22 protein-coding genes and 1 pseudogene are annotated in these 23,925 nt (G+C 74.9%); 16 read left to right on the top strand and 7 right to left on the bottom strand.

All coding sequences use genetic code 11. The annotated features are described in order from the left end of the window. Positions 1 to 48: 48 nt before the first annotated feature. Positions 49 to 1,302, top strand: coding sequence for an ROK family protein (locus IE106_RS23215; protein ID WP_189537122.1), 1,254 nt, complete (start codon positions 49 to 51; stop codon positions 1,300 to 1,302). A gap of 125 nt (positions 1,303 to 1,427) precedes the next feature. On the opposite strand, the gene xylA is transcribed toward IE106_RS23215, so the two are convergent. Then, complete coding sequence (gene xylA, locus IE106_RS23210) at positions 1,428 to 2,597, bottom strand: xylose isomerase (RefSeq protein WP_189537121.1); 1,170 nt, start codon at positions 2,595 to 2,597, stop codon at positions 1,428 to 1,430. Positions 2,598 to 2,724: 127 nt separating this feature from the next. Here xylA and xylB point away from each other — a divergent pair, with 127 nt between their 5' ends. The 3 genes from xylB (at position 2,725) to IE106_RS23195 (ending at position 7,540) form a co-directional block, all read left to right on the top strand. After that, positions 2,725 to 4,185 carry a xylulokinase gene (gene xylB / locus IE106_RS23205; protein WP_189537120.1) on the top strand — a complete coding sequence of 487 codons (1,461 nt, stop codon included), beginning with the start codon at positions 2,725 to 2,727 and terminating at the stop codon, positions 4,183 to 4,185. Then, positions 4,182 to 6,455, top strand: a complete 2,274-nt coding sequence (gene yicI, locus IE106_RS23200) for an alpha-xylosidase (RefSeq protein WP_189537119.1) — start codon at positions 4,182 to 4,184, stop codon at positions 6,453 to 6,455. Before xylB ends, yicI begins: the two co-directional genes overlap by 4 nt. Positions 6,456 to 6,628: 173 nt before the next feature. Continuing rightward, positions 6,629 to 7,540, top strand: coding sequence for a pseudouridine synthase (locus IE106_RS23195; RefSeq protein ID WP_189537260.1), 912 nt, complete (start codon positions 6,629 to 6,631; stop codon positions 7,538 to 7,540). Positions 7,541 to 7,552: 12 nt separating this feature from the next. Here the strand turns inward: IE106_RS23195 and IE106_RS23190 are convergent, their stop codons facing one another. Both IE106_RS23190 and IE106_RS23185 read right to left on the bottom strand, forming a co-directional pair. Then, positions 7,553 to 9,019 (bottom strand): amino acid permease, encoded by a 1,467-nt coding sequence (locus IE106_RS23190; protein ID WP_189537118.1) that lies wholly within the window; start codon positions 9,017 to 9,019, stop codon positions 7,553 to 7,555. 178 nt (positions 9,020 to 9,197) lie between these two features. Then, positions 9,198 to 9,962: a FadR/GntR family transcriptional regulator gene (locus IE106_RS23185; protein ID WP_229840719.1), complete on the bottom strand. Its 765-nt coding sequence runs from the start codon at positions 9,960 to 9,962 to the stop codon at positions 9,198 to 9,200. Positions 9,963 to 10,113: 151 nt separating this feature from the next. Between IE106_RS23185 and IE106_RS23180 the strand changes: the two genes are divergently transcribed. The 4 genes and pseudogenes from IE106_RS23180 to IE106_RS30480 all read left to right on the top strand — a co-directional run bounded on the left by IE106_RS23180 (position 10,114) and on the right by IE106_RS30480 (position 12,977). After that, the gene (locus tag IE106_RS23180) at positions 10,114 to 10,665 is read left to right on the top strand and encodes a gluconokinase (protein WP_189537117.1); all 552 of its coding nucleotides are present in this window, start codon (positions 10,114 to 10,116) and stop codon (positions 10,663 to 10,665) included. 29 nt (positions 10,666 to 10,694) lie between these two features. Then, positions 10,695 to 12,098: a GntP family permease gene (locus tag IE106_RS23175; RefSeq protein WP_189537116.1), complete on the top strand. Its 1,404-nt coding sequence runs from the start codon at positions 10,695 to 10,697 to the stop codon at positions 12,096 to 12,098. A gap of 84 nt (positions 12,099 to 12,182) precedes the next feature. Then, a pseudogene (locus IE106_RS30485) lies at positions 12,183 to 12,602 on the top strand (ASCH domain-containing protein); the annotation flags it as partial. Then, positions 12,588 to 12,977, top strand: coding sequence for a nuclear transport factor 2 family protein (locus tag IE106_RS30480; RefSeq protein WP_229840730.1), 390 nt, complete (start codon positions 12,588 to 12,590; stop codon positions 12,975 to 12,977). The pseudogene IE106_RS30485 and the gene IE106_RS30480, both read left to right, overlap by 15 nt. Positions 12,978 to 13,063: 86 nt before the next feature. On the opposite strand, the gene IE106_RS23165 is transcribed toward IE106_RS30480, so the two are convergent. Further along, a complete protein-coding gene (locus tag IE106_RS23165) occupies positions 13,064 to 14,719 on the bottom strand; it encodes an FAD-binding dehydrogenase (RefSeq protein ID WP_189537114.1) in 1,656 nt (551 codons plus the stop codon). Positions 14,720 to 14,830: 111 nt separating this feature from the next. Here IE106_RS23165 and IE106_RS23160 point away from each other — a divergent pair, with 111 nt between their 5' ends. The 3 genes from IE106_RS23160 to IE106_RS23150 are packed head-to-tail and all read left to right on the top strand — an operon-like array spanning position 14,831 to position 16,065. Then, positions 14,831 to 15,352, top strand: coding sequence for an NUDIX domain-containing protein (locus tag IE106_RS23160; protein WP_189537113.1), 522 nt, complete (start codon positions 14,831 to 14,833; stop codon positions 15,350 to 15,352). 9 nt (positions 15,353 to 15,361) lie between these two features. Then, complete coding sequence (locus tag IE106_RS23155; RefSeq protein WP_189537112.1) at positions 15,362 to 15,754, top strand: YidH family protein; 393 nt, start codon at positions 15,362 to 15,364, stop codon at positions 15,752 to 15,754. Beyond that, a complete protein-coding gene (locus tag IE106_RS23150) occupies positions 15,751 to 16,065 on the top strand; it encodes a DUF202 domain-containing protein (protein WP_189537259.1) in 315 nt (104 codons plus the stop codon). Before IE106_RS23155 ends, IE106_RS23150 begins: the two co-directional genes overlap by 4 nt. 134 nt (positions 16,066 to 16,199) lie before the next feature. Here IE106_RS23150 and IE106_RS23145 read toward each other — a convergent pair whose 3' ends face one another. Further along, positions 16,200 to 17,132, bottom strand: coding sequence for an NADP-dependent oxidoreductase (locus tag IE106_RS23145; RefSeq protein ID WP_189537111.1), 933 nt, complete (start codon positions 17,130 to 17,132; stop codon positions 16,200 to 16,202). Positions 17,133 to 17,216: 84 nt separating this feature from the next. On the opposite strand from IE106_RS23145, the gene IE106_RS23140 reads away from it, so the two are divergent. From IE106_RS23140 to IE106_RS23125, 4 genes are all read left to right on the top strand, one after another. After that, entirely contained in the window at positions 17,217 to 17,513 is a 297-nt protein-coding gene (locus tag IE106_RS23140; RefSeq protein ID WP_189537110.1) for a hypothetical protein, read from the top strand. A gap of 98 nt (positions 17,514 to 17,611) precedes the next feature. After that, positions 17,612 to 18,523, top strand: a complete 912-nt coding sequence (locus IE106_RS23135; RefSeq protein WP_189537109.1) for an MBL fold metallo-hydrolase — start codon at positions 17,612 to 17,614, stop codon at positions 18,521 to 18,523. A gap of 151 nt (positions 18,524 to 18,674) precedes the next feature. Next, positions 18,675 to 19,697, top strand: coding sequence for a phosphotransferase family protein (locus IE106_RS23130; RefSeq protein ID WP_189537108.1), 1,023 nt, complete (start codon positions 18,675 to 18,677; stop codon positions 19,695 to 19,697). A gap of 3 nt (positions 19,698 to 19,700) precedes the next feature. Continuing rightward, the gene (locus IE106_RS23125; protein ID WP_189537107.1) at positions 19,701 to 20,915 is read left to right on the top strand and encodes an acyl-CoA dehydrogenase family protein; all 1,215 of its coding nucleotides are present in this window, start codon (positions 19,701 to 19,703) and stop codon (positions 20,913 to 20,915) included. Positions 20,916 to 21,005: 90 nt separating this feature from the next. Here IE106_RS23125 and IE106_RS23120 read toward each other — a convergent pair whose 3' ends face one another. Both IE106_RS23120 and IE106_RS23115 read right to left on the bottom strand, forming a co-directional pair. Then, the gene (locus IE106_RS23120; RefSeq protein WP_189537106.1) at positions 21,006 to 21,602 is read right to left on the bottom strand and encodes a TetR/AcrR family transcriptional regulator; all 597 of its coding nucleotides are present in this window, start codon (positions 21,600 to 21,602) and stop codon (positions 21,006 to 21,008) included. A 74-nt stretch (positions 21,603 to 21,676) separates the two neighbouring features. Beyond that, on the bottom strand, positions 21,677 to 22,441 hold the full coding sequence (locus IE106_RS23115; RefSeq protein ID WP_189537105.1) for an SDR family oxidoreductase: 765 nt from the start codon (positions 22,439 to 22,441) through the stop codon (positions 21,677 to 21,679). 164 nt (positions 22,442 to 22,605) lie between these two features. Between IE106_RS23115 and IE106_RS23110 the strand changes: the two genes are divergently transcribed. Then, positions 22,606 to 23,925 (top strand): exo-beta-N-acetylmuramidase NamZ family protein, encoded by a 1,320-nt coding sequence (locus IE106_RS23110; RefSeq protein ID WP_189537104.1) that lies wholly within the window; start codon positions 22,606 to 22,608, stop codon positions 23,923 to 23,925.

Here is a 23,925-nt window from a genome sequence, read left to right as displayed (position 1 = left end):
CAGTTCACCTGGGGTCTTTCTGCTGTTGGGCGGCTGCTGCGAGAGGCGATGAAGAACACACTGGATCCGCTGGAGCCCAAAGCCGACAAGGCCACCGTGCGGCGGCACAACCTCAGCCTGGTGCTGCGGGCCGTGCACGACGAGGGCGAGGCCACGCGGGCCGCGGTGGCCGCGCGCGTGGGACTGACCCGCGCGGCGGTGTCGTCGCTGGTCGAACAGCTGCTGGCCGGGGGCTTCCTGGCCGAGTCGGGCAAGACGTTCAGCGGGCTGGCGGGGCGGCCGGGGACGGCGCTGCGGGTGGCGCGGACCGGCCCCGCCGGACTCGGCGTGGAGATCAACATCGACTACGTGTCGGTGTGCGTCGTGGATCTGGCCGGAACCGATCGGGTACGCCTCACGGAACACCTGGACAACCGGGACGTACCGCCCGGCGAGGTGCTGGCGCGGGCGGCCCGGATCGCGGCCCGCACGCTGGAGTCGGCGGCCGAGCAGGAGCTGCGTCCGGCGGGCGTCCGGCTCGCCCTGCCGGGCCTCGTGTCCGGCGGCACCGTGCGGCAGGCGCCGAACCTGGGCTGGAACCGGGTGGCGGCCCAGGACCTGTTCGGGGAGGCGCTCGGGGCGCTGCGGCCCGGGCTGCGGGCGCTGCCGGTCGGCTCGGACAACGAGGCGAACGCGGCGGCGCTGGCCGAGCTGTGGTTCGGCGAGGGCGGCGGCGCCGGGGAGCGGGCGCGGAGCTTCCTGTACCTGTCCGGGGAGATCGGCGTGGGCGGGGCCCTCGTCGTCGACGGCGAACTGCTGCGCGGGGCGCACGGCTTCGCCGGGGAGATCGGGCACGTGGTGGCGGACGCGGACGGCCCGGAGTGCCGGTGCGGGTCGCGGGGCTGCCTGGAGCAGTACGCCGGGCAGGCCGCGCTGCTGCGGGGCGCGGGCATCGCGAGGGACGCGGGCGGGCCCGGGGTGGCCGAGCTGGAGCGCCGCGCCGCCGCCGGTGACGCGCGGGCGGCCGGGGCGCTGGAGCGGGCCGGGCGGATGCTGGGGCTGGTCCTGTCCGGGGCGGTGAACCTGCTGGACCCGGACGCGGTGGTGCTGGGCGGGGTGTACCGGGGGCTGATGCCCTGGCTGGGGCCGTCCGTCGACGCGGAGCTGGGGCGCCGGGTGGTGTCCGGGCTGTGGGTCGCGGGGGGCGGGCGGCTGCGGGCGGCGTCGTCCTCGGGGGACGCGGCGCGGGGGGCCGCCGCGCTGGTCGTGCGGGACGTGATCGCCGATCCGGCGGGGTACGCGGAGCGCGCGGGCGCGGCGTAGGGCGGCGGGGTCCGGCGCGGGCGCGGTACGGACGCCCCGCGGGGTCGTACGGGCACCCCGCGGGGCCGTACGGGCACCCCGCGGGGCGGCGCCCTCGTGGGACGCCGCCCCGGGTGGGCCGTGGGTCAGCGGGTGGCGAGCAGGTGGTCCAGGGCCAGCTGGTCGAGGCGCTCGAAGGCCATGGAGCGCTCGGCCGCCGCCGCGGGGTCGAACTCCTCGTAGGCGGTGGTGTCCGCGAGGAGGGACGCCAGGCCGTCCTCGGCCGTGGGGCGGGCCAGCTCGTGGAGGCGGGACGCTCGCAGGGCCTCGCGGACCTCCGGGTCGGCGCGGAAGGCCGCGGCGCGCTCCTTGAGGATCAGGTAGTTGCGCATGCAGTTCTTCGCCGACTCCCACACCCCGTCCGCGCCGTCCGTGCGGACCGGCTTGAAGTCGAAGTGGCGCGGGCCCTCGTACCCGGCCGTCTCCAGCAGGTCGACCAGCCAGAACGCCTGGCGGAGGTCGCCGGCGCCGAAGCGGAGGTCCTGGTCGTACTTGATGCCGCACTGGCCGTTGAGGTCGATGTGGAACAGCTTGCCCGCCCACAGGGCCTGGGCGATGCCGTGGGGGAAGTTGAGGCCGGCCATCTGCTCGTGACCCGTCTCCGGGTTGACGCCGACGAGTTCGGGGCGCTCCAGGCGCTCGATGAAGGCGAGGGCGTGGCCGATGGTGGGCAGCAGGATGTCGCCGCGCGGCTCGTTGGGCTTGGGCTCGACGGCGAAGCGCAGGGAGTAGCCCTGCTCGGTGACGTACTGGCCGAGCAGGTCGAACGCCTCCTTCATCCGGTCGAGGGCGACGCGGACGTCCTTGGCGGCGCCCGACTCGGCGCCCTCCCGGCCGCCCCAGGCCACGTAGACGGTCGCGCCCAGTTCGACGGCGAGGTCGATGTTGCGGATGGTCTTGCGCAGCGCGTAGCGGCGGACGTCGCGGTCGTTCGCGGTGAAGGCGCCGTCCTTGAAGACGGGGTGCGCGAACAGGTTCGTGGTGGCCATCGGCACCTTCATGCCGGTGCGGTCCAGGGCCGCGCGGAACCGCTTGACGGCCGCCTCGCGCTCGGCGTCGGAGGAGCCGAACGGGATGAGGTCGTCGTCGTGGAAGGTCACGCCGTGCGCGCCGAGGGCGGCGAGGCGCTCCACGGACTCGACGGGGTCGAGGGCCGGCCGGGTCGCGGTGCCGAACGGGTCGGCGCCCTGCCAGCCCACGGTCCACAGACCGAAGGTGAACTTGTCCTCGGGGGTGGGGGTGTAGCGGTCCGACATGGTCCTGATCCTTCGCCTCGTGTATTTGTTTGCTTAGATTACTAATAGCTTACGCAGGCACTTCCGCCAAGGGGACCCGCCCGTCCAACCCTGTTGGAAGGCAATTTGTTTTGTGTACGATCAAAAGATGGACTCCCTAGTCATCGGCGTGGACAGCTCGACGCAGTCCACCAAGGCGGCCGTCGTGGACGCCGCAACGGGCCGGCTCCTGGCCGTGGGCCGCGCACCGCACACCGTGACCGGCGAGGGCGGTGCCCGGGAGAGCGATCCCGAGCAGTGGTGGGCCGCGCTCGCCGAGGCCGTGGCCGCCGGGCTGAAGGAGGCCGGCGCCGACCCCGGCGCGGTGACCGGGATCGCGGTCGCCGGGCAGCAGCACGGGCTGGTCGCGCTGGACGGCGCCGGCCGGCCGCTGCGCCCCGCGCTGCTGTGGAACGACACCCGCTCCGCCCCCCAGGCCGCCGCCCTCGCCGACGGGCTCGGCGCCCGGGCGTGGCTGGAGCGCACCGGCTCCGTGCCGGTGGCCTCCATGACGGCCGCCAAGTGGCGCTGGCTGCGCGAGAACGAGCCGCGCACCGCCGAAGCGGCCGCCGCGGTGCGCCTCCCCCACGACTTCCTCACCGAGCGGCTGACCGGGACCGCCGTCACCGACCCGGGCGACGCCTCCGGGACGTGCTGGTACTCCACGGCGACCGGGGCGTACGACCCCGGCCTGCTCGACCTGCTGGAACTGGACGCCGCCCTGCTGCCGCAGGTCGCGCCCGCGGCGGGCGCGCGCGTCGGCACGCTCACCGCGGCGGCGGCCGGGGCGCTCGGCCTGCCGGCCGGGGTCGCCGTCGCGGCCGGCACGGGCGACAACATGGCCGCCGCCGTCGGGCTGGGCCTCGGCGCGGCCGGGCTGCTCGACCACCCGGCCGTGTCGCTCGGCACGTCCGGCACCGTGTTCGCGGCGACGCGGGTCCGCCCCGCGACCGCCGCGCTCGCCGGGTTCGCCGCCGCGGACGGCCACGGCACGTACCTGCCGCTCGGCTGCACGCTCAACTGCACCCTCGCCGTCGACAGGGTCGCCGCGCTGCTGGGCCTGGACCGGGAGGACGCCGCGCCCGGCGGCGAGGCCGTCGTCCTGCCGTACCTCGACGGCGAGCGCACCCCCGACCTGCCCGGCGCGTCCGGGCTGCTGACCGGGCTGCGCCACACCACCACCCCGCAGCAGCTGCTCGGCGCCGCCTACGAGGGCGCCGTCTTCGCGCTGCTGCGCGCCCTGGGCGAACTGCCGGGCGGGGCCGGCGGCGACGCGCCGCTGCGGCTCGTCGGCGGCGGCGCCCGCGGGCGCACCTGGGTGGAGACGGTGCGCCGGCTCTCCGGGCGGGCCGTCGTCCTCCCCCGCACCACCGAACTCGTCGCCGTCGGCGCCGCCGCGCTCGCGGCGGGCGCCGCCGGTGGGGGCGATCCGGTGGCCGTCGCGGCCGGGTGGCGGACCGGTGAGGGCGAGACGCTGCCGCCCGTCGCGCCGGACCGTGGAACCCTGGACCGGATCGCCGCCGTACTCGACCGGGCAACCGCTCTCCTCACCACACAGGGACACCGATGAAGTTCACCGACGGCTTCTGGCTGATGCGTGACGGCGTTCGCGCCTCGTACGCGACCGAGGTGCGCGACCTGCACGTCAGCGACGACCACTTCACCGCCTACGCGGCGGTCAAGCGGGTCGAGCACCGGGGCCACACGCTCAACTCGCCGCTCCTGACGGTGGAGTGCTTCTCCCCCGCCGAGGGCGTGATCGGGGTCCGCGCCACCCACCACGCGGGCCGGGCCCACCGCGGGCCCGAGTTCGCGCTGCCCGGCGCCGACACCGGCGGCGGGGGCTTCGCCCGCACCCGGCGGGACGGCTCCGTGACCGAGCTGACCAGCGGGCCGCTGACCGTGCGGCTGGACCGGGACGGGCCGTGGGGCCTGACGTTCCTGGACGCGGAGGGGCGGCGGCTCACCGAGGCCGGGCCGAAGGGCACCGCGTTCGTGGTGGACGCGGACGGGGCGCACCACATGGTGGCGCAGCTCGCGCTGGCCGTGGGCGAGAACGTCTACGGGCTGGGAGAGCGGTTCACCCCGTACGTGAGGAACGGCCAGAGCGTCGACGTCTGGCAGGCCGACGGCGGCACGAGCAGCGAGCAGGCGTACAAGAACGTGCCGTTCCACCTGTCGTCGCGGGGCTACGGCGTCTTCGTCAACCACCCGGGGAGGGTGTCGTACGAGATCGGCTCCGAGTCGGTGGGGCAGGTGCAGTTCAGCGTCGAGGACCAGTCGCTGGAGTACTACGTCGTCGCCGGGCCGACGCCGAAGGAGGTGCTCTCCCGGTACACGGCGCTGACCGGGCGGCCCGCGCTGCCGCCGGCCTGGTCGTTCGGCCTGTGGCTGACGACGTCGTTCTGCACCTCGTACGACGAGGAGACCGTCGCCTCGTTCGTCGACGGGATGGCCGAGCGGGACATCCCGCTGTCGGTGTTCCACTTCGACTGCTTCTGGATGCGCGAGTACCAGTGGTCGGACTTCCAGTGGGACCCGGAGACCTTCCCCGACCCGGAGGGCATGCTCGCCCGGCTCAAGGAGCGCGGGCTGCGCGTCAGCATGTGGATCAACCCGTACATCGGGCAGAAGTCCACCCTCTTCGCGGAGGGCGCGGCGCTCGGGTACCTGGTGAGGCGGCCGAACGGCGACGTCTGGCAGTGGGACCTGTGGCAGGCCGGGATGGCGCTGGTGGACTTCACCGACCCGGCGGCCCGCGCCTGGTTCCAGGGGAAGCTGAAGGCGCTGCTGGACCAGGGCGTCGACTGCTTCAAGACGGACTTCGGAGAGCGCGTTCCGACGGACGTCGTGTGGCACGACGGCTCCGACCCGGAGCGGATGCACAACTACTACACCCACCTGTACAACCAGTGCGTGTTCGAGCTCCTGGAGAAGGAGCGCGGGCGCGGCGAGGCGGTGCTGTTCGCACGGTCGGCGACGGCGGGCGGGCAGCAGTTCCCCGTCCACTGGGGCGGCGACTGCTTCGCGTCGTTCGAGGCGATGGCGGAGTCGCTGCGCGGCGGGCTGTCGCTGAGCCTGTCCGGGTTCGGCTTCTGGAGCCACGACATCGGCGGGTTCGAGGGGACGCCGGAGCCGGCGGTGTTCAAGCGGTGGCTGGCGTTCGGCCTGCTGTCGTCGCACAGCAGGCTGCACGGGAACATGTCCTACCGGGTGCCGTGGGAGTTCGGCGACGAGGCGGTGGACGTCGCGCGGCAGTTCACGGAGCTGAAGCACCGGCTGATGCCGTACCTGTACGGGGCGGCCGTGGAGGCGCACCGGACGGGCGTGCCGCTGATGCGCCCCATGCTGGTGGAGTTCCCCGACGACCCGGGGTGCCGGACGCTGGACCGGCAGTACATGCTCGGGCCCGACCTGCTGGTGGCGCCGGTGTTCTCGGCGGACGGGGAGGTCGAGTTCTACGTGCCGGAGGGCACCTGGACGCACCTGCTGACCGGGGAGCGGGTGACCGGACCGGCGTGGCGGCGGGAGCGGCACGGCTTCGACAGCCTGCCGCTGTACGTGCGGCCGGGGGCCGTGCTGCCGCTCGGGGCGGACGACCAGCGGCCGGACGGGGACTGGCTGGACGGCCTGACCCTGCTGGTCCAGCCGGACGCCGACGGGGTGACGGTCACGGTCCCGGACCACTCCGGGGCGGAGGCCGGGCGGTTCTCCGTGGTGCGGGAGGACGGCGGGGCGGTACGGGTGACGGCCCGCGGGACGGAGCGGGAGTTCCGGGTGCGGGTGGTGGGCTCGGGGGCCGCCCGGGGGGCCGGGGAGGTCGTGGTCCCGGCCCGGTGACGCCCCGGTGACGCCCGGCGGGGCGCGGTGGCCGGCCGGTCGCCGCGCCCCTTGGCGGGACCCGCGCCGCGGTGGCCGCCGGCCCGCGCCGCGGTGGCCGCGGGCCGGCGGGAGCGCCCGCCCGCGGCGCGACCCGCCCCGTCGGTTAGCGTGGGGGCGTGGGGCGTCGGAGTGTGCGTGGGGTCGTCGGGCCGTTGGGACAGCGTGACGGGATCGACGCCGTCCGGGTGCGGCTGCCCGCCGGCGACTGGGCGACCCTGCGGGACCACCTCGTCGAGCGGTACGCGCGGGTCATCGGGGTCGCGCGGGTGGACGCCATGCTCGCCGAGGGGGCGTTCGTCGGGGCCGACGGACGGTCCGTGACGGGCGGCGAGCCGTACGCCGCCGGGCGGAGCCTGTGGTTCCACCGGGAGTTCCCGCCCGAGGCGCGGGTGCCGTTCGAGGTGGGGATCGTCCACCGCGACGAGCGGATCGTCGTCGCGGACAAGCCGCACTTCCTGGCGACGACCCCGCGCGGCCGCCACGTGACGGAGACCGCGCTCGCCCGGCTGCGGCGGGACCTGGGGCTGCCGCACCTGCAGCCCGCGCACCGGCTGGACCGGCTGACCGCGGGGCTCGTGCTGTTCGTGGTGCGGCCGGAGGACCGGGGCGCGTACCAGACGCTGTTCCGGGACCGGCGGGTGCGCAAGGAGTACGAGGCGCTGGCGCCGTACGCGCCGGGGCCGGCGGCGCCGGTGACCGTGCGCAGCCACATCGTCAAGGAGCGGGGGGTCCTCACCGCGTACGAGGTGCCGGGCGCCGAGCCGAACAGCGAGAGCCGGATCGAGCGGGTGGAGCGGCGGGGCGACCTCGCCCGGTACCGGCTGGTCCCGGAGACCGGCCGCACCCACCAGCTCCGGGTCCACATGAGCGGGCTCGGGGTGCCGATCCTCGACGACCCGCTCTACCCGGTGGTCCGGGAGGACGGGCCCGAGGACCACGGGCGCCCGCTGCGGCTGCTGGCGCGGGTCCTGGAGTTCACCGACCCGTTCGGCGGCTCACCCGTGCGGTTCGAGAGCCGGCTGCGGCTCGCGTGGCCCGGGTGAGCCGCGGAGGGGTCAGTCCTGCCGCTCGGCGGCGAGCGCCAGCACCCGCTTGCGGACGGCGAACCAGCCGCCGACCAGGAGCGCCGCGAGCAGCGGGAGGCAGGCCACGGTGGTCCGGCCGACGCCGCCGCCCCACCACATCAGGAACAGCACCGAGGCGAGGAACACCAGGGTGACGATCTGCGTGTACGGGGCCCACGGCAGGCGGTACTCCGGGCGGACGACCCGGCCCTCCCGGGCCCGCCGCCAGAACAGCAGCGAGCAGATCATGATCATGCCCCAGGTGCCGAGGATGCCGATCGAGGCGAAGTTGAGGACGAGCTCGAACGCCTCACCCGGCATGACGTAGTTGAGGCCGACGCCCAGGACGCCGAAGGAGGCGGTGAGGAGGATGCCGCCGTAGGGCACCTGGCCCCGGTTCATCAGGGCGGTGAACTTCGGCGCCGAGCCGGCCATGGCCATCGAGCGCAGGATGCGGCCGGTGGAGTACAGGCCGGAGTTGAGGCTGGAGAGGGCGGCGGTGAGGACGACGAAGTTCATCACGCCGGCCGTGCCGGGCACGCCGAGCTGGTCGAAGACGGTGACGAAGGGGCTCTCGTCGGACGAGTACGCGGTGTACGGCAGGAGCAGGGCGAGCAGGACCACCGAGCCGACGTAGAAGAGGCCCACGCGCCACATGATCGAGTTGATCGCCCGCGGCATGATCTTCTCGGGGTTGCGGGTCTCGCCGGCGGCGACGCCGCACAGCTCGACGGAGGCGTACGCGAAGACGACGCCCTGGACGACCAGCAGCAGCGGGAGCATGCCGAGCGGGAAGACGCCGCCGTTGTCGGTGACCGTGTGCAGTCCGGGGGTGTGGCCGCCGACGTCGTGGGAGGTGACGACGAGGAAGATGCCGACGCCCATGAAGATCACCAGGGCGGCGACCTTGACGATGGCGAACCAGAACTCCATCTCGCCGAAGTACTTCACCGAGATGAGGTTCGCGGTGAGGACGACGGCGAGGGCGATCAGCGCCAGGATCCACTGGTCGATGTCGCTGAACATCGACCAGAAGTGGGCGTAGGTGGCGGCCGCGGTGATGTCCGCGACGGCGGTGGTCGACCAGTTGAGGAAGTACAGCCAGCCGGCCGTGTAGGCGCCCTTCTCGCCCATGAACTCGCGGGCGTAGCTGACGAACGCGCCCGAGGACGGGCGGTAGAGGACCAGCTCGCCGAGGGCGCGGACGACGAAGAAGGCGAAGACGCCGCAGACCGCGTACGCGATGGCCAGGGAGGGGCCCGCGCCCGCGAGCCGGCCGCCCGCGCCGAGGAAGAGGCCGGTGCCGATCGCCCCGCCGATGGCGATCATGTTGACGTGCCGGGACTTGAGGTCCTTGCTGTAGCCGACGTCGCCGGCGTCGACGTGGGGGGCGTCCGGGCGTGCCGGGGAGCCGGTGCCCGGCGGGGTGGTGCCCGCGGGCAGCGTGCGGTCGCTCATGAGGAGTGGTTCGCCTTTGTGAGGGAGGATCGTGCGGTGCGCCGCCCTGGGGCCGGGTGGGAGGGATGTTCACCGCGGCGGCGGGCCTGCGGCACATCGTCACAGCAGGACAAGGGTGTCCGCTGTGGCCGGTGTCACATCAGGGACGCGCAACGACAGATCTGAGGTGTATCTGAGGTTACGGGCCAGTATGCGGCATGGGTACGGCGCGGGACGGCCCGGGGCCGGGCGCCGGTTCGGCGCGGGGCGCGAGGACGTCGAGCTCGCGGAGGGCGCCGAGGGCGATCTGCCGGGTCAGCTCCTCCGCGCGGACCGCGTCCCGCCCCCGTACGGCCTCGGCGACCTGGACGTGGAGGGTGACGGCGGCCGGGTCGGGGTCGTCGAACATGACGTGGTGGTGCGTGCGGCCGGTGAGGACCTCCGCGACGACGTCGCCGAGGCGGGCGAACATCTCGTTGCCGGACGCGTCGAGGACGATCCGGTGGAAGGCGATGTCGTGCACCAGGTACGCCTCCAACCGCCGGCCCCGGGAGGTGGCGACCATGCCGAGGGCCTCCTCGGTGAGGGCGCGGCACTGCTCGGGCGTGGCGTTCAGCGCGGCGAGGCCGGCGGCGACCGGTTCGACCGCGGAGCGCAGCACGGTGAGCGAGCGGAGCTGGCGGGGGCGGTCGGCGCCCGCGAGCCGCCAGCGGATGACCTGGGGGTCGTACACGTTCCACTGCTCGGTGGGGCGCACGGTCACGCCGACGCGCCGGCGCGAGGCGACCAGGTGCATGGACTCCAGGACGCGGACCACCTCGCGGACGACCGTGCGGGAGACCTCGAAGCGCTGGGCGAGGTCGTCGGTGCGCAGGACGCTGCCGGGCGGGTACTCCCCGGCGGTGATCGCCAGGCCCAGGGCTTCCAGCACACGCGTATGGAGCCCCCGGGCCTGAGTCGTCATGGGGCAAGCCTATGCGCCGGTGAAGACCACGAACAAAAAGTATGACTTTTACATCACAGGGACTTGAATACGTCGTACCCCATGGGTTTCAGTGTCCCGACGCCGCACGCGGCGTCATGGAGCGCAGACCTGGACAGCGAGGCACTCAGTCATGGAGAAACCCCTGGTCGTCGTGGTGATGGGGGTCGCCGGGACCGGCAAGACCACCCTCGGGCCGCTGGTCGCCGAACGGCTCGGCGCGCCCTACGCGGAGGGCGACGACTTCCACCCCGCGGCGAACATCGCCAAGATGTCGGCCGGCGTCCCGCTGGACGACGCGGACCGGTGGCCGTGGCTCGACGCGATCGGGCGGTGGGCCGGGGAGCACGCGGGGCGCGGCGGGGTGGTGAGCTGCTCGGCGCTGAAGCGGTCCTACCGGGACCGGCTGCGGGCGGCCGCGCCCGGCGCGGTGTTCCTGCACCTGGCCGGGGACCGGGCGCTGATCGAGGGGCGGATGGCCGCGCGCCGCGGCCACTTCATGCCCACGGCGCTGCTCGACTCGCAGTTCGCGACGCTCCAGCCGCTCGGCGACGACGAGGCGGGGGTCGCCGTCGACGTCTCCGGTACGCCGGAGGAGATCACCGACCGGGCCGTGGCCGCGCTGCGGCGGCTCGGCGGGGAGGCGACGGCTCCCCCGCCGCCTGCCCGCCCCCTCCTTCCCTGACCCCCGATCCCCCTCCCCAAGGAATCACCGTGACCAGACTCAGCGTCGAGATGCTGGCAGCGGACGCCGCCGAACCGATCACCTCGGCGGGCGACGCGCAGCTGGGCGTGGCCGTGCTCGCCGGCATCGCCCTCATCGTCGTCCTCATCACCCGGTTCAGACTGCACGCCTTCCTCGCCCTGACCATCGGGTCGCTGGCGCTGGGCGTCCTCGCGGGCGCGCCGCTGGACAAGACCCTCGCCTCGTTCACCGGCGGCCTCGGGTCGACGGTCGCCGGGGTGGGCGTGCTCGTCGCGCTGGGCGCGATCCTCGGCAAGCTCCTCGCGGACTCGGGCGGCGCCGACCGGATCGTCGACACGATCCTGGCGCGGGCCGGCGGGCGGTCCATGCCGTGGGCGATGGTGCTGATCGCCTCGGTGATCGGGCTGCCGCTGTTCTTCGAGGTCGGCATCGTGCTGCTGATCCCCGTCGTGCTGATGGTCGCCCGGCGCGGCGGCTACTCGCTGATGCGCATCGGCGTCCCGGCGCTGGCCGGCCTGTCCGTGATGCACGGGCTGATCCCGCCGCACCCCGGCCCGCTGGTCGCGATCGACGCGCTCGGCGCGGACCTGGGCATCACGCTCGCGCTGGGCCTGGTCGTCGCCATACCCACCGTGATCGTCGCCGGGCCGCTGTTCTCCCGGTACGCCGCCCGCTGGGTCGACATCCCCGCGCCCGACGGCATGCTGCCGCAGCGGGCCGCGGAGGACGGCGGGCCCGAGAAGCGGCCCGGCTTCGGGGTCACCGTCGCCACGGTGCTGCTGCCCGTGGTCCTGATGATGGTGAAGGCGCTGGTCGACATCGTCGTGGACGACCCCGCCGACGGCCTCCAGCGGGTCACGGACATCATCGGCTCGCCGCTGATCGCGCTGCTCGCGGCCGTGCTCGTGGGGCTGTTCACGCTGGGCCGGGCGGCCGGGTTCACCAAGGAGCGGATCTCCACGACCGTGGAGAGGTCGCTGGCGCCGATCGCGGGCGTGCTGCTGATCGTCGGCGCGGGCGGCGGCTTCAAGACGACGCTCATCGACATCGGCGTGGGCCGGATGATCCTCGACCTGTCGAAGGACTGGGCGATCCCGGGCCTGCTGCTCGGCTGGCTGATCGCGGTGGCGATCCGCCTCGCGACGGGCTCCGCGACCGTGGCGACGATCTCGGCGGCCGGCCTGGTCGCGCCGCTGGCCGCCGACATGTCGGCCTCCCACGCGGCGCTGCTGGTGCTGGCGATCGGCGCCGGGTCGCTGTTCTTCAGCCACGTCAACGACGCCGGGTTCTGGCTGGTGAAGGAGTACTTCGGCATGGACGTCGGCCAGACGGTCAAGACCTGGTCGGTGATGGAGACGATCATCTCGGTCGTCGGCATCGTGTGCGTGCTGCTGCTGTCCCTGGTGCTGTAGCCGGCCGGCGGCCGGTGGTGGTGCGGGCCGGGGCGCCCCCCAATTCGGGGGCGTCCCGGCCCGCCCGCGTGTGACGCTACGGGCATGAGCGACCACGACGCCCTCCCCCCGTACCTACTCGCCTTCCCCGGCCCGCTGCGCGACCGGCTCGTCGCCGCCGTCCTGACCGGGGCGAAGACGGCGACGACCGGGCTGCTCGCGGAGTACGAGGCGGAGGGGGAGCCCCTGCCCGCGCCCGGTGCCCGGTCGGCGCTGGTCGACTCGGCGGACCGGCCGGTCGCGGTGGTGGAGGTGGTGGAGGCGCGGGTGCTGCCGCTCGGCGAGGTCGACCTCCGGCACGCCGTCGACGAGGGCGAGGGCCACCGGTCGGTGGCGGAGTGGCGGGCCGCGCACGAGCGGTTCTGGCACGGCGACGCCCTGCGGTCCGCGCTCGGCGACCCGCACTTCACGGTGGACGACACGACCCGGGTGGTGGCGGAACGGTTCCGCGTGGTGGAGGTGCTCGACCCGGTCGCCGCGGCGGTCGCGGGCGAACTGCGGCTGCTGGACCCGGCCGTACGGGCGTCGCGGGCCGAGGCGTCGCGGCTGCTGGACCCGGAGTTCACCGAGGTCGGCGCGTCGGGGCGGCGCTGGACGCGGGAGGAGATGCTCGCCGAGCTGCCCGGGATGGAGGGGAGCGCGGCACGGGGGCCCCGCCACGAGGTCTCCCGCATGGCGGGCGTGGCGCTCGCGCCGGGCCTGGTGCACCTGACGTACGAGACGGTCGCCGGCGGCCGGCGGGTGCGCCGCTCCTCGCTCTGGCGGCACGCGGCGGACGGCACGGGGGCGCCGTGGCGGCTGTACCACCACCAGGGGACACCGGTCCCGGACGGGGCGTAGGCCCGGACGGGGTGCCGGGCAGGGCCCGGGCGTCGGCAGCGGAGCCGGGACCGGCGGCGGGAGCCGGGACCGGCGGCGGGAGGGCGTCAGGCCACGGCGCGCGCCGCCGCCCGGCCCGCCGCGCGGCCGGAGAAGAGGCAGCCGCCGAGGAACGTGCCCTCCAGGGCGCGGTAGCCGTGGACGCCGCCCCCGCCGAAGCCGGCCGCCTCGCCCGCCGCGTAGACGCCCGGCAGCGGCTCCCCCGCCGCGGTGAGGACCCGCGACGACAGGTCCGTCTCCAGGCCGCCCAGCGACTTGCGGGTGAGGATGTTCAGCCGCACCGCGATCAGCGGCCCGGCCTTCGGGTCGAGGATGCGGTGCGGGGCCGCCGTGCGGATCAGCCGGTCGCCGAGGTACCTGCGGGCACCGCGGATGGCGGTGACCTGGAGGTCCTTGGTGAAGGGATTGGCCATCTCCCGGTCGCGGGCGACGATCTCGCGGCGCAGCGCGGCCTCGTCGACCAGCGGCTCGCCGGTGAGCGCGTTCATGCCGCGGACCAGGGCGGACAGGTCGCGCTCCACGACGAAGTCGGCGCCCTTGTCCATGAACGCCCGGACCGGCGCGGGCACGTCGGCGCGGGCGCGGTTGACGACGTCGCGGACGGACCTGCCGGTGAGGTCGGGGTTCTGCTCGCTGCCGGAGAGCGCGAACTCCTTGCCGATGATCCGCTGGTCGAGGACGAACCACGTGTGCTCGTGGCCGGTCCCCATGATGTGCTCCAGCGTGCCGAGCGTGTCGAAGCCGGGGAAGAGGGGGACGGGCAGGCGGCGGCCGAGTGCGTCCAGCCACAGGGAGGACGGGCCGGGGAGGATGCGGATGCCGTGACGGGCCCAGATCGGGTCCCAGTTCTCGATGCCCTCGGTGTAGTGCCACATGCGGTCGCGGTTGACGTGGTGGGCGCCGGCCGCCTCCGCGATGCCGAGCATCAGCCCGTCGACGTGCGCGGGGACGCCGGACAGCATCCGCTTGGGCGGGGTGCCGAGCCGCTCGGGCCACTGGGCGCGGACCAGGTCGTGGTTGCCGCCGATGCCGCCGGAGGCGATGACGACCGCCTGGGCGCGGTACTCGAAGGCGCCGGCGACCTCGCGGCTGCTGGCCGTGCCCCGGGGGGCGTCGGACGGCTCCAGGACCTCACCGCTGACGGTGTCCACGGCGCCGCCGGTGCGGCCGAGGCCGGCGACGCGGTGGCGGAAGCCCGTCCGGACGAGGCCCCGGGCGATGCCCGCGCGGACGCGGCGCTCGAACGGGGCGACGAGGCCGGGCCCCGTGCCCCAGGTGATGTGGAAGCGCGGGACGGAGTTGCCGTGCCCGGTGGCGCCGTAGCCGCCGCGCTCGGCCCAGCCCACGACGGGGAAGAAACGGACCCCCTGGCGGTGCAGCCAGGCGCGCTTCTCGCCGGCCGCGAAGTCCACGTACGCCTCCGCCCAGCGGCGCGGCCAGCGGTCCTCGGCGCGGTCGAAGCCGGCCGTGCCGAGCCAGTCCTGGAGGGCCAGGTCGCGGCTGTCGCGGACGCGCATGCGGCGCTGCTCGGGCGAGTCGACGAGGAACAGCCCGCCGAAGGACCAGTGGGCCTGCCCGCCGAAGGACTGCTCCGGCTCCTGGTCGAGGAGGATGACGCTGCGCCCGGCGTCGACGAGCTCGGCGGTGGCCACCAGGCCGGCGAGGCCCGCGCCGATCACGATCACGTCAGCGTCGTAGGCCATGGGCTTCCGTCCTTCCGGGGATGATCGGGGCGTCCGATCTTCCGTACTCTGCGGTAACCGCGTCAACCCCCGTGGACCGCGGAGCATCCGAACGACCGATGAGGACGGAACGTGAACGCATCCCCCGCCGAGGAGCTCCTGGACGTCGTCGACGAACGGGACGAGGTGATCGGAACGCTCCCGCGCGGCGAGGTGTACGCCCGCGGGCTGCGCCACCGCTGCGCGTTCGTCCTGGTGCGGGACGCCTCCGACCGGGTGTTCGTGCACCGCCGCACCGCGTCGAAGCTGCTCTTCCCCTCCCTGTACGACATGTTCGTCGGCGGTGTCGTCGGCGCGGGCGAGTCGTACGACGCGGCGGCGCTCCGGGAGGCCGAGGAGGAGCTGGGCGTGCGCGGCCTGCCCCGGCCGGTGCCGGTCCTGTCGTTCCTGTACGACGACGGGCCGGGCGGGCGCGGCTCGTGGTGGTCGCGGGTGTACGAGGTGCGGTGCGACCTCCCGGTGTCGCCGCAGGTGGAGGAGGTCGCCTGGCACGCGTTCCTGACGGAGGAGGAGCTGGAGCGGCGGCTGGGCGAGTGGACGTGGGTGCCGGACGGCCTCGTGGCGTGGGAGCGGCTGCGCTCGGCGCGCGGTTAGGGTGCGGCGGTGGGTGATTTCGGACGAGATGTCCGGCTGTGGTTCTCGCCGCAGCGGGTGCGGGAGGAGGGCGAGACGCCGGACTACCGGTTCTCGCTCGCCAACGAGCGGACGTTCCTCGCGTGGCTGCGGACCGGTCTCGCCCTGGTGGGCGGGGGGTTCGCCGTGGACCAGTTCCTGCCCGACCTGCGGTGGGGGGTGCGGGTCGGGATGGCGCTGGTGCTGCTGGGCGCCGGGGCGCTGTGCGCGCTGCGGGCGGTCAACCACTGGGTGCGGTGCGAGCGGGCGATGCGGCGCGGGGAGGACCTGCCGGTCAGCCGGTTCCCGGCGCTGCTGAGCCTGGCGGTGGGGCTGGTGGCCCTCGCGATGGTGCTGGCGGTGGTGTCGGGGTGGACGGGGTGACGGGGGAGGTGCGCGATCCCGGTCTGCAGCCGGAGCGGACGCGGCTGGCGTGGCGGCGTACGACGCTGTCGTGCACCGTCGCCGCCGTGCTGGCCGCGCGGCAGGCCGTGCACGGCGGTGACGTGTCGGCGGCCGGCGTGCTGGGGGCGGGGCTGTCGCTGCTGGTGTGGGTGGCGTTCCTGGTGGTGGCGCACCGGCGGATCGCCGCGCTGGGGCGGGGGCGGCCGCGTGCGCTGAGGGGGCCCGCCGCCGTGGCGGCGGCGGGCTGCACGGTCGCGCTGGCCGGGTTCGCGGTGGCGGTGGTGCTCTGAGCGGGTGCCGGGGCTCTGGGCGGGTCCGGGGCTCTGAGGCGGGCACCGGGGCTCTGGGCGGGTCCGGGGCTCTGAGGCGGGCGCCGGGGCAGGGAGCGCCGGGGCGGAGGGCGGAGAGCGGGGGCGGGGGCCGGTCAGTCCTCGCCGACCGTGACGACGACCTTGCCGCCGAGGCCGCCCGCCATCGCCGCGCGCTGCGCCCGGGCCGCCTCCTCCAGCGGGTAGGTCCGGGCCACCCGCACCGTCAGCACGCCCCCCTCGGCCAGGTCGGCGAGCGCCGTCAGGTCGTCGGCGTCCGGACGCACCCAGAAGTACAGGCCGCCCAGGCCCACCACCTCGCCGTCCGCGACGGAGGCGAGGCGCCCCTCGGGGGTCAGCACCTCCGGGGAGGTCATCAGCGGCTCGCCGCCCACCGTGTCCAGGACCGCGTCCACGCCGTGCGGGGCGAGGTCGCGCACCCGGCGCGCGAACCCGTCGCCGTATAGGACCGGTTCGCCGCCCAGCTCCCGCACCCGGTCGGCGCCGGACTCCCGGACCGCGCCCAGCACGCGGGCGCCGAGGTGGCGGGCGATCTGCACCGCGAACGAGCCGACGCCGCCGGCCGCCGCGTGGACCAGCACGGTCTCCCCGTTCCGCACCCGCAGCGCCCGGTGGAGCGCCTGGTACGCGGTGAGGCCGGCCAGGGGCAGCGCGGCCGCCTCCGCGAAGCCCAGGGTGCGGGGCTTGCGGGCGAGGGTGCGGACGGGCGCGGCGACGTACTCGGCGAAGGTGCCGTGGCACAGGACGTCCTCCCGGACGTACCCCATCACCTCGTCGCCGACGCCGAACTCGGGGACGGAGACGCCGGGCTGGACGACCACGCCGGACACGTCCCAGCCGGGGACGACCGGGAAGAAGGCGTCCAGGATCGTGTCGAGGTAGCCGGCCTGGCACTTCCAGTCGACCGGGTTGACGGCCGCCGCCCGCACCTTGACCAGGACCTTGTCGGGGCCCACCTTCGGGGTGGGGCGGTCGCCGTACTCCAGGACCTCCGGTCCGCCGTAGCGGCGGTAGCTGATCGCCTTCATGGGACGACCCTCCACCAAGGTGATCAATCAGGCAAACAGGGATAACCTGGGAGTGTCAGCAACCCTCCGTACAGAGGCCCCGCCATGACGGTCCTGCATCAGGAACACCAGGCGCACTCCCACGTACACGGCCCCACCTGCGGCCACCAGTCCGTGGTCCACGGCGACCACGTCGACTACGCCCACGACGGGCACCTGCACCGCGAGCACTCCGGGCACTGGGACGAGTGCGAGCCGGGCGAGCACGTCGCCCACAGCGGCCACGCCCACGAGCACGGCGACACCTGCGGCCACCCGGCGGTCGCGCACGGGGACCACATGGACTACGTCCACGACGGGCACCGGCACGCCGCCCACGACGGGCACTGGGACGACCACTGACCGGGCCCCGGCCCCGCGGATGACCCCGCCCTGTCCCCCGCCGTCCCGGACTGGCAGGCTCTGCATGTCCAGTTCGGCCACGACCCGGGGGGACACCGGTGCCCGCAATCGACCCGTACACCGTCCAGCTCGCACCCGACGTGCACGCCTACGTCCAGCCGGACGGCGGGTGGTGCCTGAACAACGCCGGGTGGATCGGTGACGGCGCCCGGACCGTCCTGGTCGACACCGCGGCGACCGAACGCCGGGCGCTGGCCCTGCGCGACGCGCTCCTCGCCCACGGCGCCGCCCCGCCGGACACGGTCGTCAACACCCACCACCACGGGGACCACACGTACGGCAACTGCGTCTTCCTGCCCGGGGCGACCGTCGTCGGGCACGAGGCGTGCCGCCGCGAGGTGCTGGCGGCGGGGCGGCAGCTGCACCTGATCTGGCCGCGGACCGACTTCGGCGACATCCGCGTCAGCCCGCCCTCGGTGACGTACGCCGACCGGATGACCCTGCACGCGGCGGGCACCGAGGTGCGGCTGATCCACCCGGGCGTGGCCCACACCGCGGGCGACACGATCGTGCACCTGCCGGAGCGGGGCGTCGTCTTCACCGGGGACCTGGTCTTCCACAGCGGGACGCCGTTCCTGGCGACCGGTTCGCTGCGCGGGTCGCTGCGGGCCCTGGAACTGCTGCGGTCGCTGGGGGCGGAGACGGTCGTGCCGGGGCACGGGCCGCTCGCGGACCCGTCCGTGTACGACGAGACGGAGGCGTACCTGCGGTTCGTGGCCGGGCTGGCGGAGGAGGGGCACGCCGAGGGGCTGACGCCGCTGGAGGTGGCGCGCCGGGCGGACCTGGGCGTGTTCGGGGAGCTGCGCGAGCCGGAGCGGCTGGTGGCCAACCTCCACCGCGCGTACGCGGAACTGGAGGGGCTGCCGGAGGGGTCGCCGCTGGACGTGGCGGCGGTGTTCGGGGACATGGCCGTGATGAACGGCGGCCGGGCGGTGGCCTGCCACGCCTGACGGCGCCCGCCCGCACGTCGGGCCCCGCCGGCCCCGGGCCGATGTGCGGGCGGGCGCGGCGGCCCGTGCGCGCCCGCGGGGGTGGACGACATACCGACTGGTCGGTCATGATGCCCGGGTGACCCGGCCCCGTCCCCGAAAGGTGCGCCCCATGAGCTCTGCCCCGCCGCCAGGCCTCGACCCCGAGCGGTTGCGCGGGCTGCTGGACCGCGAGCTGCCCGGGCTGGTGGCCGGGCCCCTCGACGCCCGGCTGATCGAGGGAGGCCGCTCCAACCTGACGTACGCCATCACGGACGGCACCCGCCGCTGGGTCGTCCGCCGCCCGCCGCTGGGCCACGTCCTGGCCACCGCGCACGACATGAGGCGCGAGCACCGCGTCCTGAGCGCCCTGCACCCGACCGCCGTGCCGGTGCCCCGGCCGCTGCTGCTGTGCGAGGACGAGTCGGTGCTCGGGGCGCCGTTCTACGTGATGGACTTCGTGCCGGGCACCCCGTACCGGACCGCCGGGCAGCTGGCCCCGCTGGGCCCCGAGCGCACCCGGGCCGCCGTGCTGGGCCTGGTCGACACGCTGGTCGAGCTGCACGCGGTGGACCCGCAGGAGGTGGGCCTCGGGGACTTCGGGCGGCCGGAGGGCTTCCTGGACCGGCAGCTGCGCCGCTGGGGCAAGCAGCTCGCCGCCTCGCGCGGCCGCGAGCTGGCGGGGATCGACGAACTGCACGCCGCCCTCGGGCGCGACCTGCCCGCCTCCCCCGCCGCCACCGTCGTCCACGGCGACTTCCGCCTCGACAACGTCCTCATCGACGACGGGGACCGGATCGCCGCCGTCCTCGACTGGGAGATGTCGACCCTCGGCGACCCGCTCACCGACCTCGGGCTGCTCGTCATGTACAGCACCCCGCTGGACGTGCCGGGGGCCGTCATCAGCACCACCGCGACGGCCGCCGGGCACCCCGCCGCGCGCGAGCTGGTCGAGCGGTACGCCGCCCGGTCGGGGCGGGACGTGTCGCGGCTCGCCTGGTACACGGCGTTCGCCTGGTTCAAGCTCGCCGTCATCCTCGAGGGCATCCACTACCGGTACACGCTCGGCCAGACGGTGGGCGCGGGCTTCGACCGGATCGGGGAGCTGGTCCCCCTCTTCATCGAGCACGGCCTCACCACCCTTCAGGAGGGCTGACCCATGGACTTCGCGATGGACGCGCGCACCGAGGAACTCCGGGAGCGGCTGCTGGACTTCATGTCCGCGCACGTGTACCCGGCCGAGGCGGTCGCCGAGGAGCAGCGGGCGGAGCTGGCCTCGCCGTGGGACACCCCGCCCGTGGTGGAGGAGCTGAAGGCGGAGGCGCGGCGGCGGGGCCTGTGGAACCTGTTCCTGCCGGACGGGAAGTACGGCGCGGGGCTGACCAACCTCCAGTACGCGCCGCTCGCGGAGATCACCGGCCGCTCCCCGCACCTGGCGCCGACCGCGCTGAACTGCGCGGCGCCCGACACCGGGAACATGGAGGTCCTCGCCCAGTTCGGCACCCCCGAGCAGCGCGAGCGGTGGCTGGAGCCGCTGCTGGCCGGGGAGATCCGCTCCGCGTTCGCGATGACGGAGCCGGAGGTCGCCTCGTCGGACGCGACGAACATCGAGACGCGGATCGAGCGGGACGGCGACGCGTACGTCGTCACGGGCCGCAAGTGGTACATCTCCGGGGCGATGAACCCGGACTGCCGGATCTTCATCGTGATGGGCAAGACCGACCCGGACGGCGCCGACGTCCGCCGCCAGCAGTCCATGGTGCTGGTCCCCCGCGACACCCCGGGCGTCGAGGTGCGGCGCGCGATGCGGGTGTACGGGTACGAGGACCACTCCCACGGCGGGCACGCCGAGGTGGTGTTCGACCGCGTCCGCGTGCCGGTCTCGAACCTCGTCGGCGAGGAGGGCGGCGGGTTCGCCATCGCCCAGGCGCGGCTCGGCCCGGGGCGGATCCACCACTGCATGCGGCTGATCGGCATGGCGGAGCGGGCGATCGAGCTGATGTGCCGGCGGGCCGTGTCCCGGACGGCGTTCGGGAAGCCGCTGGCCGCGCAGGGGCAGGTGCACGCGTGGATCGCGGACGCCCGGGTCGCCGTGGAGCAGCTGCGGCTGCTGGTGCTGAAGACGGCGTGGCTGATGGACACGGTCGGCAACCGGGGCGCCCACACGGAGATCCAGGCCATCAAGATCGCCACCCCGCGCACGGTCGTGGACGTCATCGACCGGGCCGTGCAGCTGCACGGGGCGGGCGGCGTGAGCCAGGACTTCCCGCTGGCGGAGCTGTGGGCGGCGGCGCGGACGCTGCGGCTGGCGGACGGGCCCGACGAGGTGCACCAGCGGTCGCTCGCCCGGCGCGAGCTGAAGCGGTACGCCTGAGGCCCCGCGGACCCCGCGGTCCGCGGGCCCCGCGGCCCGCGGGCGCGAGGGCCGCGGGCGCGAGGGCCGCGGGCGCGAGGGCCGCGGGGCCTACGGGCGCAGGGCCCGCAGCAGGAGGTCGGCGAGGTGGTCGGCGACCTCCTGCGGGCCGAGCGGGCCGTTCGGGCGGTACCAGGTCGACAGGTGGTGCACCGAGCCGAAGTGGTAGTCGACGACCAGGTCGGCCGGGGTGGCGGTGGAGAACACGCCGGCGCGCTGGCCCTCCTCGACCAGGGCGCGGAAGCGCTCGTGGTAGCGGCGCCGCTCGGCGCGCACCTGCTTGTTCTTCTCCGGGCTCAGGTGGTGCATGGAGCGGAAGAAGATCGACGCGTCGTCGAGGTTCTCGATGGTGGTGACGACGACGTCGGCGGCGGCGTCCCGCAGCCGCCGCTCGACCGGGGCGTCGGCGTCCGCGAAGGCGTCCAGCCGTTCCTGCTGGAGGCGCAGCACGCGCGCGTACACCTCGTGCAGCAGGTCCTCCTTGGACCCGAAGTAGTGGTAGAGGGCGCCCTTGGTGACCCCGGCCGCCTCGACGATCTCCTGGACGGAGGTCCGGTCGTAGCCCCGCTCGGCGAAGAGGCGGGTGGCGGCGGCCAGCAGCCTGCGGGGGACGGGGGTGGCACCGTTCCCGTCCGTCGTCCTGGCCATGTGCCGACACCTCTCCCTCGTCGCCGTTCCGTCACCCGGTGGTCGACCGATCTTCCCACTAGTCGCGGCGGGGATCACCGCCCGGTCGCCTCCCAGGCGCGCTGGATGCGGTTCATGCCGCCCAGCCAGCGCTCCGGCCCGGCGGCGCGGGCCTGGTAGAAGTCCGCGACCTCGGGGTGCGGGAGGATCAGGAACCGGTCCTGCGCCATCCCCGCGAACAGCGCGTCCGCGACGTCCTCCGGTTCGATGGCGGTGGGGGCGAGGACCAGTTCGCCGGCCGACCCGGCGGCGGTGAGCATGTCCGTGCGGACGCCCTGCGGGCAGATGGCGTGGACCTTGATCCCGCGGTGCCGGTAGGTGAGGGACAGCCACTCCGCGAAGGCGTACGCGCCGTGCTTGGTCACGCTGTACGGGGCGGCGCCGACCATGGTGAGCAGGCCGGCCGCCGAGACGGTGGAGACGAACCGGCCGGCGCCGCGCTCCAGCCAGCCGGGCAGCAGGACGCGGGCGGCGCGGACGTGGGCCATGACGTTGACGTCCCAGGCGGCGGCCCACACCTCCTCGTCGGCGAAGGCGTCGCCGGGCGAGGCGAGGCCGGCGTTGGCGCAGTAGACGTCGACGGTGCCGTCGAGGGCGTCGCGGGCCTCCTCCACGACGGCGGAGGCGTCGCCGGGGACGGGGACGGCGCCGATCTCCTCGGCGACGGCCCTCGCGCGGACCGGGTCGAGGTCGTTGACGACGACGCGGGCGCCCTCGGCGGCGAACCTGCGCGCGAGGGCGGCGCCGATGCCGCCGCCCGCTCCCGTGACGACCACGTGCGCGCCCTGGACCGTGCTCATCGTGAAACCCCTCTCCGCCGCGCTTCCACCGGGACGGGCGGCACCGTGAAGACCGGCCGCCGCCCAGCAGACTAACCGGTCGGTATGTCCACCGGGAAGGGGCGTCGCGCTAGCCTGCGAGGTCTCATGCCGGAGCGTGACGGAACGATCACGGAGGTGGTCCCATGGGCGTGTCCAGACGGGGTCTGCTGGCGGTGGCGGGTGGTGCGGTGGGGGCGGCCGGTGCCACGGGGGCGACCGGGGCGGTGGGTCTCGCGGCGGCCCCGGCGGCTCCGGCGGCTCCGGCGGCTCCGCGGGAGGAGGCTCCGGCCGGGGCCGCGCAGGGCGCCCCGCGGCGGCGGGTGCGGACCGGCTTCGACCGGCTGGCCGCGGACGGGTACGCGGTGCTCGCCGGGCAGCGGGTCGGCGTGGTGACCAACCCGACGGGGGTCACCGCCGACGTGCGGCACGTGGTGGACGTGATGCACGCCGACGACCGGGTGCGGCTGGTGGCGGTGTTCGGGCCCGAGCACGGCTTCCGGGGCACCGCGCAGGCGGGCGGCTCGGAGGGGCGGTACGACGACCCGGCCACCGGGCTGCCGGTGTACGACACGTACGGCAGGAGCGGGCAGGCCCTCGCGGACGTGTTCACCGCGTCCGGGGTGGACACGGTGGTGTTCGACATCCAGGACGCGGGGGCGCGCTTCTACACGTACATCTGGACCATGTACGACTGCATGGTCGCCGCCGAGTTGGCGGGGAAACGATTCGTCGTCCTCGACCGGCCGAACCCGGTCGGCGGGCGGGCGGCGCTGGGCCCGGTGCTGGACCGGGCGTACGCCACCTTCGTGGGGCGCGAGCCGATCGCGCAGGTGCACGGGATGACCGTGGCGGAGCTGGCGGGCCTGTTCAACGGGGAGTTCCTGGCCCGCCCGGTGCGCCTGGGGACGGTGCGGATGTCGGGGTGGCGGCGGCGGGACCTCTTCGACGCGACGGGGCTGCCGTGGGTGCCGCCGAGCCCGAACATGCCGACCCCGGACACGGCCCTGGTGTACGGCGGGACCTGCCTGTTCGAGGGCACCAACCTGTCGGAGGGGCGCGGCACGACCCGGCCGTTCGAACTGCTGGGCGCCGAGGGCGTGGACCGGCGGTGGGCGCAGGCGGCGAACGCGCTGGGGCTGCCCGGGGTGGTGTTCCGGGAGGCGTACTTCGCGCCGGTGTTCTCCAAGTTCCAGGGGAAGACGGTCGGCGGGGTGCAGCTGCACGTCCACGACCGGGAGGCGTTCGACCCCGTGCGGACCGGGATCGGGCTGCTGGTGACGGCGAAGCGGACGTGGAGCGGGTTCGCCTGGCGCCCCGACCGCTGGATCGACAAGCTGACGGGCTCGGCGACCGTGCGGACCCTGATCGACGCGGGCGCCGGCCCGGACGAGGTGGCCGCCGCGTGGCAGCGCGACCTCGCGGCGTTCCGGGCGGTGCGCGCGAAGTACCTGCTGTACCGCTGA

The organism is Streptomyces roseolilacinus (genome assembly GCF_014649335.1).
GTDB lineage: Bacteria > Actinomycetota > Actinomycetes > Streptomycetales > Streptomycetaceae > Streptomyces > Streptomyces roseolilacinus.
The sequence above is the reverse complement of the archived record's forward strand: the minus strand, read 5'-3'. Positions and strand labels throughout refer to the sequence as shown.